A 12,365-nucleotide genomic window follows, 5' to 3' on the forward strand; every position below is an offset into this window, starting at 1 on the left:
TGGACCCGCCGGGGTCCTTCCGTGCCCGGCTCCCGTCGCGTCGCTCCCGCCGGCGTTTCCGTTGGCGCTACCGCCGGCGCTCAGCGCTGCCGCACCGCCGCGACGTCCATCCGGGACGGTGTGGCCGCCGCCTTGCCGCAGCTCTCCGCGCGGGCCGGCTCGCTCACCCCCTCGACCACCTCGACCTCCCAGGACCGGCCGTCCTCGTGCCGGACCTCGACCAGCCAGCGGCCCTCGCCGTCCGGCCGCCGGGCCGCCACGGTCAGCGCGTCCACCCTGGTCTCGCCCGTCGACACCCGTACCGCGTGGTCGGCCGCCTGGCCCGGACGGTCCCAGCCCGAGCAGCCCCGCGACCACTCCGGGACCATGTGGCCCACGGCCGTCGCCGACAGCACCTCCTTGGCCGCCTCCGGCGTCAGCCGCCCGTACGCGTACCCGTACGGGAGCACCAGCATGGTCGGGGAGAACCGGTGCCCGCCCAGGTGCGTCACCTCCCACACCTCGCTGTGCCCGGCGACGGCCAGCTCCGCCGCCAGCGGGCGGCCCAGCAGCGCGCAGCACCGGTCCCGGCGGCCGTTGGTGCACACCAGGGCGATCGGTCCGCCGACGTGCGGCACCCCGAAACCGCCGTGGTCGCCCGCGCCCAGCGCCGCGAAGTCCAGTCCCAGCAGCTCGGCGGGGTCGCTCACCGCGGACCGGCGCACCCACCCGCGTCCCGGCACGGCGTGCGCGATCAGCACCTCCTGCCGCGGCGTCGGCAGGCAGTCGGCGTGGCGTCCCGGCCGCCGGATCAGGGCCACCCGCACCCCGGTCCCGGCGGTCGCCGCCTCCAGGGCCCGCCCCGTCGCGGCGTCCAGATGGCTCTCGGCGAGCGCCTTCGCCCCCCACGGGCCGGTCTGCTCGACCAGCAGCCAGGTGGTGGCGGTGGCCGCCGTGGCGGCCAGCGGCTCCGACAGTTCACGCGACAACGTCGCACAGGTGCTCACGCCGGTAAGGCTACCCTCGCCCGTCGTGCGGAGGCGGATCGGATCTTCGCGCCGGCGCCGGGTTCGGGGAGGCCGGGAGCCGGGTTCGGCGGGCGGCCTGCGACGCCGGGGAAGCCCCCCGACGGGGATCCGGAAGAGCCCGGAGGGGCCCGGACCGAGGTCCGGGCCCCTCCGGGCTCCTGGCGGGGCGCGCGTCAGGCAGGTCCGGCGACGGTGTCGATCGGAGTGGTGACGGGGGTCCCGGAGCCGTCGCGGCGCGGGTCGCGCTCGGGCAGGTCGACCGGGGCGCCCTTGGCGGTGGTGGCGCGGGCCGGGGCGGGGCCGGCCCAGGCGAACGTGAGGGCGTCCTCGCCGCGCAGGAAGCGCTGGCAGCGGACACCGCCGGTGGCGCGGCCCTTGCGCGGGTACTGCTCGAAGGGGGTGACCTTCCAGCTGGACTGGGCCTCGCCGGTGAGGGTGCCGGAGGCACCGGCGACCGAGACGACCACCGCGTCGACGGCCGGGTCGACGGCGGTGAAGGAGAGCACGCGGGCGCCGTCGGAGAGCTTGATGCCGGCCATGCCGCCGGCCGGGCGGCCCTGCGGGCGGACCTGGCCGGCGGGGTAGCGGAGCAACTGGGCGTCGGAGGCGATGAAGACGAGGTCCTCCTCGCCGGTGCGCAGCTCGACCGCGCCGATCACCTCGTCGCCGTCCTTGAGCGCGATCACCTCGAACTCGTCCTTGTTGGCGGGCCATTCGGGGACCACCCGCTTGACGACGCCCTGCACGGTGCCGAGCGCCAGACCGGGGGAGGACTCGTCCAGCGTGGTGAGGGCGATGGCGCGCTCGCCGGTCTCCAGGCGCAGGAACTCGGTGACGGCGGCGCCGCCCGCGAGGGTGGGCGAGGGCGTGGGCGGGAGCGCCGGCAGGTCGATCACCGGCAGGCGCAGGACACGGCCGGCGCTGGTGACCACTCCGATGTCGGCGCGCGCGGTGCTGGGCACCGCGGAGACGATCACGTCGTGCTTGGCGCGCTTCTCGGAGAGCTCGAAGGGCTCGCCGTCGGCGGTGCGGGCGAGCAGTCCGGTGGAGGAGAGCAGCACCCGGCACGGGTCGTCGGCGACCTCCAGCGGCACGGTCAGGGAAGCGGCCGGCGCGGCGCCGGCCTCCAGCAGGACCGTCCGCCGCTCGGTGCCGAACTGCTTCGCCACGGAGGCGAGTTCGGTGGAGACGACGCTGCGAAGCCGGGTGTCCGAATCGAGGATCTCGGTCAGCTCGGCGATCTCGGAGTTGAGCTTGGCCTGCTCCTGCTCCAGCTCGACCCGGTCGAAGCGGGTGAGCCGGCGCAGCGGGGTGTCGAGGATGTACGCGGTCTGCGTCTCGGAGAGCGAGAAGCGCTCGATCAGGCGCTCCTTGGCCTGGGCGGCGTTGTCGCTGGACCGGATGAGGGCGATGACCTCGTCGATGTCGACCAGGGCGACGAGCAGGCCCTCGACCAGGTGCAGCCGCTCCTGCCGCTTGCGGCGGCGGAAGTCGCTGCGGCGGCGGACCACCTCGAAGCGGTGGTCGACGTAGACCTCCAGCAGCTCCTTGAGGCCGAGGGTGAGCGGCTGGCCGTCCACCAGCGCCACGTTGTTGATGCCGAAGGTCTCCTCCATCGGCGTCAGCTTGTAGAGCTGCTCCAGCAGGGCCTCGGGGACGAAGCCGTTCTTCACCTCGATGACGAGGCGCAGTCCGTGCTCGCGGTCGGTGAGGTCCTTGACGTCCGCGATGCCCTGCAGCTTCTTGGCGTTGACCAGGTCCTTGATCTTCGCGATGACCTTCTCCGGGCCGACGTTGTACGGCAGCTCGGTGACCACGATGCCCTTGCGGCGGGCGGTGACGGCCTCGATCGTGGTGGTGGCGCGGATCTTGAAGGTGCCGCGGCCGGACTCGTAGGCGTCCCGGATGCCGGAGAGGCCGACGATCCGGCCGCCGGTGGGCAGGTCCGGGCCCGGCACGAACCGCATCAGGGTGTCGAGGTCGGCGCTGGGGTGCTTGATCAGGTGCCGGGCGGCGGCGACCACTTCGGAGAGGTTGTGCGGCGGCATGTTGGTGGCCATGCCGACGGCGATCCCGGTGGCGCCGTTGACCAGCAGGTTGGGGAAGGCGGCCGGCAGGGCCAGCGGCTCCTGCTCGCTGCCGTCGTAGTTGGGCCCGAAGTCGACGGTCTCCTCGTGGATCGACTCGACCATCGCCATCGAGGCGGCGGTGAGCCGCGACTCGGTGTACCGCATCGCGGCCGGCGGGTCGTCGTTGCCGAGCGAGCCGAAGTTGCCGTGGCCGTCGATCAGCGGCAGCCGCATCGAGAACGGCTGGGCCATGCGGACGACGGAGTCGTAGATGGAGGCGTCGCCGTGCGGGTGCAGCCGGCCCATCACCTCGCCCACCAGGCGGGCGCACTTGACGTGGCCGCGCTCCGGGCGCAGTCCCATCTCGTTGGCCTGGTAGAGGATTCGACGGTGCACCGGCTTGAGGCCGTCCCGGGCGTCCGGGAGTGCTCGGGAGTAGATCACCGAGTAGGCGTACTCAAGGAACGAGCCCTGCATCTCGTCCACGACGTCGACATCGAGGATGCGCTCCTCGAAGTCTCCGGGCGGCGGGGTCTGCGAACTGCGGCGGGCCATCGCGGCGGGGCTCCCTTACGTCTCGCTTGCGTCTCGTCTTCGCTGTGGTGTCGCCGGCTGTCGTCGGGTGGTGTCAACAGGGCTCAGCGCCCCCATTGTGGACCCTCGCGCCGACAGTCCCGGCCAGCGCCCCTCTTCCGCCCCTGGCGAACGCCCTGTCCGCGCGGACACATCCACGCCATTCGCGCGTTGCACCACAATGGGGGACGCCACACGAACCCCGACATCGACGACGGGAAGGACCCGAGCGCATGGCCAACCCGGCCCCCGCCTCCCAGCGAGGCATCGCCATCACCGAGCACCGCCTGGCCAACGGCCTGCGCGTCGTCCTCTCCGAGGACCACCTGACGCCGGTGGCCGCGGTCTGCCTCTGGTACGACGTCGGCTCCCGGCACGAGGTGAAGGGCCGTACCGGACTGGCCCACCTGTTCGAGCACCTGATGTTCCAGGGGTCGGCCAACGTCTCCAACAACGGCCACTTCGAGCTGGTCCAGGGCGCCGGCGGCTCCCTGAACGGCACCACCAGCTTCGAGCGGACCAACTACTTCGAGACCATGCCGGCCCACCAGCTGGAGCTCGCGCTCTGGCTGGAGGCGGACCGGATGGGTTCGCTGCTCGCCGCCCTCGACGAGACGTCGATGGAGAACCAGCGCGACGTCGTGAAGAACGAGCGGCGCCAGCGGTACGACAACGTGCCGTACGGCACCGCGTTCGAGAAGCTCACCGCGCTCTCCTTCCCGGACGGCCACCCGTACCACCACACCCCGATCGGCTCGATGGCCGACCTGGACGCGGCGACCCTGGAGGACGCCCGGGCGTTCTTCCGCACGTACTACGCGCCGAACAACGCGGTGCTGTCCGTGGTCGGCGACATCGACCCGGAGCAGGCGATCGCCTGGGTCGAGAAGTACTTCGGCTCGATCCCGGCGCACGACGGCAAGCAGCCGCCGCGCGACGGCGCCCTGCCGGACACCGTCGGCCGGGAGGTCCGCGAGCTGATCCGCGAGGACGTCCCGTCCCGGGCGCTGATGGCCTCCTACCGGCTGCCGCACGACGGCACCCGGGAGGCGGACGCCGCCGACCTGGCGCTGACCATCCTCGGCAGCGGCGAGTCCAGCCGGCTGTACAACCGGCTGGTCCGCCGCGACCGCACCGCCGTCGCGGCCGGCTTCGGCCTGCTCCGGCTGGCCGGTGCGCCCAGCCTGGGCTGGCTGGACGTCAAGACCTCGGGCGACGCGACCGTCGAGCAGATCGACGCGGCCGTCGACGAGGAGCTGGCCCGGTTCGCCGCCGAGGGCCCGACCCCGGCCGAGCTGGAGCGGGCGCAGGCGCAGATCGAGCGCGAGTGGCTGGACCGGCTCACCACGGTGGCCGGCCGGGCCGACGAACTCTGCCGCTTCGCCGTGCTGTTCGGCGACCCGAAGCTGCTGAACGACGCCCTGCCGAAGGTCCTCGACGTCACCGCCGAGGAGGTGCGGGCGGTCGCCGAGGCGCGGCTGCACCCGCAGAACCGGGCGGTCCTGGTGTACGAGCCGACCACGGCCGACGACGCCGGGACCGGTGTCGCGACCGACACCGAGGACACCGACACCGAGGCCGCCGCCGGCCAGACCGCTGCCACCGCCGAGACCGACGAGGAGGGTGCCGCCGTATGAGCACCGACTACGTCCCCGCCATGACCTTCCACCCCCAGCCCGAGCCGGGCACCCCGAGCCCGTGGGCGTTCCCCGCCCCCGAGCGCGCGGCCCTCGGCAACGGCATCACCGTGCTGCACTGCCACCGCCCCGGCCAGCAGCTGGTCGCCGTCGACGTGCTGCTCGACGTCCCGCTCGCGGCCGAGCCGGAGGGGCTGGACGGCGTGTCGTCGATCCTGTCCCGCGCGCTCAGCGAGGGCACGGACACGCTCACCGCGGAGGAGTTCGCCGCCGAGCTGGAGCGGGCCGGCGCCACCCTGGACGCCCACGCCGACCACCCGTGCATCCGCGTCTCGCTGGAGGTCCCGGCCTCCCGGCTGGCCCGCGGCCTGGACCTGCTGGCCTCCGCGCTGGGCAGCCCGGCGCTGCCGGAGGGGGAGATCGAGCGGCTGGTCGCCAACCGCCTGGACGAGATCGTCCACGAGCAGGCCAACCCCGCCCGCCGGGCCGCCAAGGCGCTCTACGCCGAGCTGTTCGACGCGGCCGACCGGCTCTCCCGCCCGCGCAGCGGCACGGCCGAGACGGTCAAGTCGATCGACCGGGCCGCCGTCCGGGCGTTCTACGAGGCGCACGTCCGCCCGGCCACCACCACGGTCGTCGTGGTCGGCGACCTCACCGGCACCGACCTGCCGGCGCTGCTGGAGTCCACCCTGGGCGTCTGGAAGGGCACCCCGGCCGAGCCCGCCGCGCACGCGCCGGTGACCGCCGACGACACCGGCCGGGTGATCATCGTGGACCGGCCCGGCTCGGTCCAGACCCAGCTGCTGGTCGGCCGGATCGGCCCGGACCGGCACGACCCGCGCTGGGCCGCCCAGATCCTCGGCACCTACTGCCTGGGCGGCACGCTCACCTCCCGGCTGGACCGGGTGCTGCGCGAGGAGAAGGGCTACACCTACGGCGTGCGGTCGTTCGCCCAGCCGCTGCGCTCGGCGGCCGACGGCACCGGCCGGGCGCTGCTGGCGATCAGCGGCTCGGTGGACACCGCCTCCACCGCTCCGGCGCTGGCCGACACCTGGACCATCCTGCGCACGCTGGCCGCCGAGGGGCTCACCGACGCGGAGCGCGACGAGGCCGTGCAGTTCCTGGTCGGTGTGGCCCCGCTGAAGTACGAGACGGCGGGCTCGGTGGCCGCGACCCTGGCCGACCAGGTGGAGCAGCACCTGGCGGACGACTTCCAGGCCGAGGTCTACCGGCAGCTGGCCGAGCTGCCGACGGCGGCGGCGACCGCGGCCGTGGTCGAGGCCTTCCCGCCGGACCGGCTGGTGACCGTCCTGGTCGGGGACGCCGCTGCGTTCGCGGACCAGGTGCGGGAGCTGGGCATCGGAGAGGTCACCGTGATCAGCGCCTGACGCGGGCCTGACGCGGGCCTGACGAGCGCCTGACCAGGGCCTGACGAGGGCCTGATCAGCGCCCGGGCCGGTGCCCGGGCGGGCCCCGGCAGGGCCGGAACGAGGCTGTGGGCAGGGCCCGGTGGAGCGTGTGTGCGCTCCACCGGGCCCTGTGCGTTATTTCCCTTGCGGACACCGCGCGGGGCGTGGGTAGATAGCTCCCGGCACCCGGTACACACACGGAGAGGAGGCGGTCACCATGCGGGTCGAGCAAACCGTTCGGCGCTCCCCGAGACTGTCCTCCCGATGCCCCTCGGCCGCCTGAGCGCAGCCACCCCCTGACATCCCCCGGGCCGCACCGGGATTCTTCGCGCGGCACCCACCTAGGCTTGAACCAACCGACCCCAGGAGGTCGTTCCACCATGTCGTACACCGAGGTACCCGGCGTCCGGGTCCCGATCCGGATGTGGACCGATCCGGCCACCGTCGAGGGCCAGGCGATGCAGCAGCTGCGCAACATCAGCTCGCTGCCCTGGCTGCACGGGCTCGCGGTCATGCCCGACGTCCACCTGGGCAAGGGCGCGACGGTCGGGTCCGTGATCGCGATGCGCGGTGCCGTCTGCCCGGCGGCGGTCGGCGTCGACATCGGCTGCGGGATGAGCGCGGTGAAGAGCTCGCTCACCGCCGGGGACCTGCCGGACGACCTCTCCCGGCTGCGGACGCGGATCGAGCAGGCGATCCCGGTCGGGCGCGGTCTGCACAGCGACCCGGTCGACCCCGGCCGGCTGCACGGCGTCCCGACCGGTGGGTGGGACGACTTCTGGCAGCGGTTCGAGGCGGTGGCGCCGGAGGTGAAGTGGCGCCGCGACCGGGCGGCGCAGCAGATGGCGACGCTCGGCGGGGGCAACCACTTCATCGAGGTCTGCGTCGACGACGGCGGAGCGGTCTGGCTGATGCTGCACTCCGGGTCGCGCAACATCGGCAAGGAGCTGGCGGAGCACCACATGGGCGTCGCGCAGTCCCTGCCGCACAACCAGGGGCTGATCGACCGTGACCTCGCGGTCTTCATCGCGGACACCCCGCAGATGGCGGCCTACCGGCAGGACCTCTTCTGGGCGCAGGAGTACGCCAAGCGCAACCGGGCGCTGATGATGGCGCTGCTCCAGGACGTCGTCCGCCGCGAGTTCGCCAAGGCGAAGGTCGCCTACGACGAGGTGATCAGCTGCCACCACAACTACGTGTCGGAGGAGCGGTACGACGGCGTCGACCTGCTGGTGACCCGGAAGGGCGCGATCAGGGCCGGAGCCGGCGACTACGGGATCATCCCGGGTTCGATGGGCACCGGTTCGTACATCGTCCGCGGGCTGGGCAACGAGGCGGCGTTCAACTCGGCCTCGCACGGGGCTGGCCGGAAGATGAGCCGGACCGCCGCCAAGAAGCGGTTCACCACCCAGGACCTCGCCGAGCAGACCAAGGGCGTGGAGTGCCGCAAGGACTCCGGTGTGGTGGACGAGATCCCGGGTGCGTACAAGCCGATCGAGAAGGTGATCGAGCAGCAGCGGGACCTGGTCGAGGTCGTGGCGCACCTGAAGCAGGTCGTCTGCGTCAAGGGCTGACCCCCGGTCGCCCGAGTGCACGAGCACGCGAGCACGTGCGGACACCTGGGCCCCCGACTCCGGTCGGGGGCCCTTTCGCGTCCGGAGCCCGGCGTTCAGACGTGGTCGCGCTTGGGGTTGAGCCGCCGGTAGCCGGGGTGCACCCCGGCGGTGAGGTGCTGCGCCTCGGCGACCCGGCGCAGCAGGCCGGCCAGGACGACGCGTTCCTGCTGGTCGAGGCCGGTGCAGATGGCCTCCTCGTGGGCGAGCGCCGCCTCGGCCAGTCCGCGCATCAGCTCCTCGCCCTTGGGCGCGAGGTAGAGGTCCTGGAACCGGCGGTCCTTGGGGTTCCGCCGGCGCTCGACCAGCCCGCGCGCTTCGATGGCGTCAATGAAGGCGACGAACCGACTGGGTGACATTCCCAGCCGCCGTGCGAGTTCCTGCTGGTGCAGGCCGGGGGAGAAGGCGACGGACCTGAGCAGGCCCGCCTGGGCGGGCGTGAGGTCGAGCTCGGCCACCCGCTGGGCGAAGGCCTGAGCTGCGTGTTCACCCAACTGTGAGAGAAGAAAAGCTACTTGTGCTCCCTGCTGGCCGCGGTGGAGCGACGGGGCGCGGTCGGGAGTTTCGGTCATGGAAACACGATACCAGTGGACAATGATGTCCCCTAGTGAACTATTCTAAAGTCGGAACTACCGGTGCCGATCCTGTCCGGCGCCGGCCCAAGCGACCCGTTTCGACTGGAGTGCCCATCATGACCACGACATCCGCGGCACCGGCCGCCTCCGCCCGGCGCCAGCAGTCAGGCCCCCCCTTGCTGCTGCCCGCCGTGGCGTTCGCGGCGCTGATGGTGGTGTCCATCGTGTTGTCCCGCCAGACCCCGTTGCCCACCGACTCGGCGGCCGACACCCTGGCCTACTTCCGCGACCACGAGACTGCCGCCCGGGTTGCCGGGACGCTGCAGTTCGGCGCCTCGCTGCCACTGGCGGTCTGGGCCGCGATCGTCTACCAGCGGCTGCGCCGACTCGGCGTGAGCGCCCCGGGCCCGGGCATCGCCCTGGTCGCCGGTGTGCTCTCGGCGGTCTCGATGGCGACCTGCGGTCTCACCGTCTGGGCCGCCTCGCGTGCCGGCGGCCTCGGTGACGCGCCGCTGGTCCGCGTGCTGACCGACCTGCTCTTCGCCACCGGCGGCCCCGGGCACGTCGTCCCGTTCGGCGTGATGCTGGCCGGCGTGGCCGTCCCGATGCTCCTGCTGGGCTTCGGCCCGAAGGGCTTCGCCTGGACCGGCCTGGTGCTCGCCGGGATCGGCGTGCTGGGCACCCTGGCGCTGCTCTCCACGAGCCTCGGGTTCTTCCTGCCGATCGGCCGCTTCGGCGGTCTGATCTGGCTGATCGCGGCCAGCGTGATCCTGCCCAAGCAGCGCCCGCGCCGCACCGCGGGCTACGAGGGTGACGGGGTCGAGGCCTGAGGTACCACTGACCGACCGGTCGGCGGAAACGCCGGCCGGTCCCGACTGCTCCGGTACGGCGGCGGCCCGGCACCTCGTAGGTGGTGCTCCGAGGCGGGGCCGCCCCGGCCGGGGGAGAGCGGCGGGGAGCGTGGCGCCGGGAGGCGCGGCGGACCGGTCGCGACCGAGCGGGCCGCGGGGCTCGTGAGGAAAAGGGAAGGCGGCGCGGCGGCGTCCTGGGGAGGAAGGCCGCCGCGCCGCCGGCCGCCGTTCGGCGACCGGAGGGGGGTCGCCGGGCGGCGGGGGGTTCGGGACGTGAGGGGCGGGTGACGGGCCCTGGGGCGCGTGGTGCGCCGGCCGGGCGTCAGGAAGCCGCGAGCCGGCGGTCGAGAACGGCGAGAATCAGCTCCTCGATCCGGCGGGCGACCGCCGAGGTCTCACCCTCGGGACCGGCCAGCAGGTCGAAGGTCTCGAAACTGGTGAGCATGAACAGCAGCTCGACCAGTTCCTCCAGCTCGGCCTCGCCGACCTCGGCGTCCCGGTCGGCGAGCAGCCGGCCGAGGACCACCTGGAGGCCGCCGCGCCGACGCTCGCCGCGGCTCTGCAGCGCCGTGTCCAGCTCCGGATCGAGGATGCCCAGGCCGCGGAGCCGGCGCAGGGCGATCCGCCCGGATCCGTAGAAGCCGCTGAGGACGTCGAGGATCGCGGAGAGCGCCTCCCGCCCGCTGGGCCGCATGAAGGCCGCGGGCATTCTGTCCATTCCGCCGCGCAGCGCCAGATCGTCGAAGAGCGCCTCCAGCAGGCCGGTCTTCGAGTCGAACTGGTAGTAGACGGTCATCCGCGCCACCCCGGCGGTCTTGGCGACGGCGTCCATGCTGAACGAGGCCGGGCCCTTCTCCCCGGTCAGCAGCTCGCAGGCGGCTTCCAGAATGCGGGTGCGGGTCTGCTCGGCGGCTACCTGGCGTTGGCCGGCTCGGTACTGGCGTGGGCTCATGGGCTGTTGACGTCTCCTGAGGCGGGTGCTATCACATTCATTGTACACTCAGTCTATATAAAAATACGGGGGCAGGGAACGGCCTGGCGGCCGGCTCCCGTGACCGTCCGCCCCCACGGAGGACCAGTGCCACTCCTTCCATGACGTCTCTCCACTGCGGAGGCCACGATGAGGTACCGCCACGTGAGTGTGCCGAGGCTCGGCGGAGCCGAGGTCCTACGGCTGTCCAGCGAAGAACTCCCGGCCCCGGCCGTCGGTCAGGTCAGGGTCAGGGTGCTCGCCGCCGGCGTCTCCTACGGTGACATTCTGCTACGCGCCGGGGTCATCCCCGGCGGGCCGAAGCGTCCCTTCACCCCCGGATACGACCTGGTGGGCGAGGTCGACCAGGTGGGCCCGGGCACCCGGGCCCCCGCAGTGGGGCAGCGGGTGGTCGCACTGGTGCGAAGCGGCGGTTACGCGGAGTACGCGATCGTGCCCGCCAACCGGCTCGTCGAGCTGCCCGAGGGGGTGGACCCGGTCGAGGCCTCCGCGCTCGCGCTCAACTACTTCATCGCGCAGCAGATGCTCCACCGGGTCGCCCGGGTGCGGCGGGGCGGGACGGTCCTGGTGCACGGCGCGTCCGGCGGCGTCGGCACCGCCTTCCTGGAACTGGCGGCGCTCGCCGAGGTGACCGTCTACGGCACCTGCTCCGGTGCCCGCGCCGACCAGGTGCGACGGCTCGGCGGCCACCCGATCGACCGGGACACCGAGGACTTCCTCCGGGTGGTGCGCGGCCTGCCGGGCGGCGCGGTGGACGCGGTCTTCGACCCGGTCGGCGGACCGCACTTCCTCCGCTCCTACCAGGCCGTCCGGCGCGGCGGAGTGATGGTCGGCTACGGCCAGAACGCCGCGCTGCGGGGCGGCAAGCCGGACCTGCTGGTCGGTGCCCAGGGGTTCCTGGGCGGCATCGTGCTGCCCAAGCTGCTCCCGGACGGGCGGCGGACGCTGTTCTACAACGCCTGGAGCCTGGAGAAGTCCCAGCCGGCCGCGTACCAGCAGGACCTCGCGACCGTCCTGGAACTGCTGCAGAAGGGGCTGGTCAACCCGCGGGTGGGCCGCACCATGGCGCTGGACGAGGCGGCCGACGCGCACCGCGCGATGGAGACCGCGGCCGTCAGCGGGAAGATCGTCCTGGTCCCGGCTCCGGCGTAGCGGGCCGGGACGGGGCCAGGAAACTTTCCCAGCGCGATGGGGATTCCCGCCCCATGACGGTGGGACGGCAGGTCACCAGGATGGCGGTAGCACCGCTTCCCCCCGCTGCCGTCCCGCCGGAGGCCTTCCGATGCGATCCGCTCTGCGCCGTGCCCACCGTCGTCTCCTGCTGCGCCGGTGGGCGCGGCGCTCCGGCCGGTACCTGGCCGACGGCATGATCTGGCTCGGGCTGGCCATGGCCCCGCTGACCTCGCCCTCGGCGCTGCCGGGCGCGCGCCGGCCCGAGCCGGTGCTGCCGCCGCCGGGTGTGCCGGACTGGCACCCGGAGCGGGCCGGTGCCGAGGCCGCCCCGTTGAGCCGGAACGAGGCCGAACTCTGGGCGCAGCTGGAGAGGTGACGGCACCCCGGCCGGCCCGGTCCGCCCCGGGCCGGTCCGCTCCGCCCCGGGGCAGGTCCGCGGGCAGGTCCGCGGACCTGCCCGCAGGGAC

Annotated in this window: 10 protein-coding genes; 6 read left to right on the forward strand and 4 right to left on the reverse strand. The window is 73.3% G+C overall.

The window, feature by feature from the left end; translation table 11 throughout:
* Positions 1-80: 80 nt before the first annotated feature.
* On the reverse strand, positions 81-986 hold the full coding sequence (locus PUR56_RS20915) for a sucrase ferredoxin (RefSeq protein ID WP_329882617.1): 906 nt from the start codon (positions 984-986) through the stop codon (positions 81-83).
* Between the two features lie 194 nt (positions 987-1,180).
* Positions 1,181-3,631 carry a DNA gyrase/topoisomerase IV subunit A gene (locus PUR56_RS20920; RefSeq protein ID WP_329950023.1) on the reverse strand — a complete coding sequence of 817 codons (2,451 nt, stop codon included), beginning with the start codon at positions 3,629-3,631 and terminating at the stop codon, positions 1,181-1,183.
* A gap of 251 nt (positions 3,632-3,882) precedes the next feature.
* On the opposite strand from PUR56_RS20920, the gene PUR56_RS20925 reads away from it, so the two are divergent.
* The 3 genes from PUR56_RS20925 to PUR56_RS20935 all read left to right on the forward strand — a co-directional run bounded on the left by PUR56_RS20925 (position 3,883) and on the right by PUR56_RS20935 (position 8,269).
* A complete protein-coding gene (locus PUR56_RS20925) occupies positions 3,883-5,286 on the forward strand; it encodes a M16 family metallopeptidase (protein WP_329950024.1) in 1,404 nt (467 codons plus the stop codon).
* A 20-nt stretch (positions 5,287-5,306) separates the two neighbouring features.
* Complete coding sequence (locus PUR56_RS20930; protein ID WP_329882681.1) at positions 5,307-6,674, forward strand: M16 family metallopeptidase; 1,368 nt, start codon at positions 5,307-5,309, stop codon at positions 6,672-6,674.
* A gap of 401 nt (positions 6,675-7,075) precedes the next feature.
* Positions 7,076-8,269: an RtcB family protein gene (locus PUR56_RS20935; protein WP_329950025.1), complete on the forward strand. Its 1,194-nt coding sequence runs from the start codon at positions 7,076-7,078 to the stop codon at positions 8,267-8,269.
* Between the two features lie 95 nt (positions 8,270-8,364).
* On the opposite strand, the gene PUR56_RS20940 is transcribed toward PUR56_RS20935, so the two are convergent.
* On the reverse strand, positions 8,365-8,802 hold the full coding sequence (locus PUR56_RS20940; protein ID WP_329882622.1) for a MarR family winged helix-turn-helix transcriptional regulator: 438 nt from the start codon (positions 8,800-8,802) through the stop codon (positions 8,365-8,367).
* Between the two features lie 197 nt (positions 8,803-8,999).
* Here PUR56_RS20940 and PUR56_RS20945 point away from each other — a divergent pair, with 197 nt between their 5' ends.
* Positions 9,000-9,713, forward strand: a complete 714-nt coding sequence (locus tag PUR56_RS20945; protein WP_329882623.1) for a DUF4386 domain-containing protein — start codon at positions 9,000-9,002, stop codon at positions 9,711-9,713.
* 343 nt (positions 9,714-10,056) lie between these two features.
* Here PUR56_RS20945 and PUR56_RS20950 read toward each other — a convergent pair whose 3' ends face one another.
* Entirely contained in the window at positions 10,057-10,686 is a 630-nt protein-coding gene (locus tag PUR56_RS20950) for a TetR/AcrR family transcriptional regulator (RefSeq protein ID WP_329882624.1), read from the reverse strand.
* A gap of 183 nt (positions 10,687-10,869) precedes the next feature.
* On the opposite strand from PUR56_RS20950, the gene PUR56_RS20955 reads away from it, so the two are divergent.
* Positions 10,870-11,877 carry a medium chain dehydrogenase/reductase family protein gene (locus tag PUR56_RS20955; RefSeq protein WP_329950026.1) on the forward strand — a complete coding sequence of 336 codons (1,008 nt, stop codon included), beginning with the start codon at positions 10,870-10,872 and terminating at the stop codon, positions 11,875-11,877.
* Between the two features lie 130 nt (positions 11,878-12,007).
* Positions 12,008-12,274, forward strand: coding sequence for a hypothetical protein (locus PUR56_RS20960; protein WP_329882626.1), 267 nt, complete (start codon positions 12,008-12,010; stop codon positions 12,272-12,274).
* The last annotated feature ends 91 nt before the right edge of the window (positions 12,275-12,365 follow it).

Source organism: Streptomyces sp. BE303, from assembly GCF_036290945.1.
GTDB lineage: Bacteria > Actinomycetota > Actinomycetes > Streptomycetales > Streptomycetaceae > Kitasatospora.

Excerpts from the sequence above, each read along its gene's own strand:
- PUR56_RS20920 (WP_329950023.1), bottom strand. The coding sequence starts at position 3,631 with ATGGCCCGCCGCAGTTCGCAGACCCCGCCGCCCGGAGACTTCGAGGAG.
- PUR56_RS20925 (WP_329950024.1), top strand. The coding sequence starts at position 3,883 with ATGGCCAACCCGGCCCCCGCCTCCCAGCGAGGCATCGCCATCACCGAG.
- PUR56_RS20930 (WP_329882681.1), top strand. The coding sequence starts at position 5,307 with ATGACCTTCCACCCCCAGCCCGAGCCGGGCACCCCGAGCCCGTGGGCG.
- PUR56_RS20935 (WP_329950025.1), top strand. The coding sequence starts at position 7,076 with ATGTCGTACACCGAGGTACCCGGCGTCCGGGTCCCGATCCGGATGTGG.
- PUR56_RS20945 (WP_329882623.1), top strand. The coding sequence starts at position 9,000 with ATGACCACGACATCCGCGGCACCGGCCGCCTCCGCCCGGCGCCAGCAG.
- PUR56_RS20950 (WP_329882624.1), bottom strand. The coding sequence starts at position 10,686 with ATGAGCCCACGCCAGTACCGAGCCGGCCAACGCCAGGTAGCCGCCGAG.
- PUR56_RS20960 (WP_329882626.1), top strand. The coding sequence starts at position 12,008 with ATGCGATCCGCTCTGCGCCGTGCCCACCGTCGTCTCCTGCTGCGCCGG.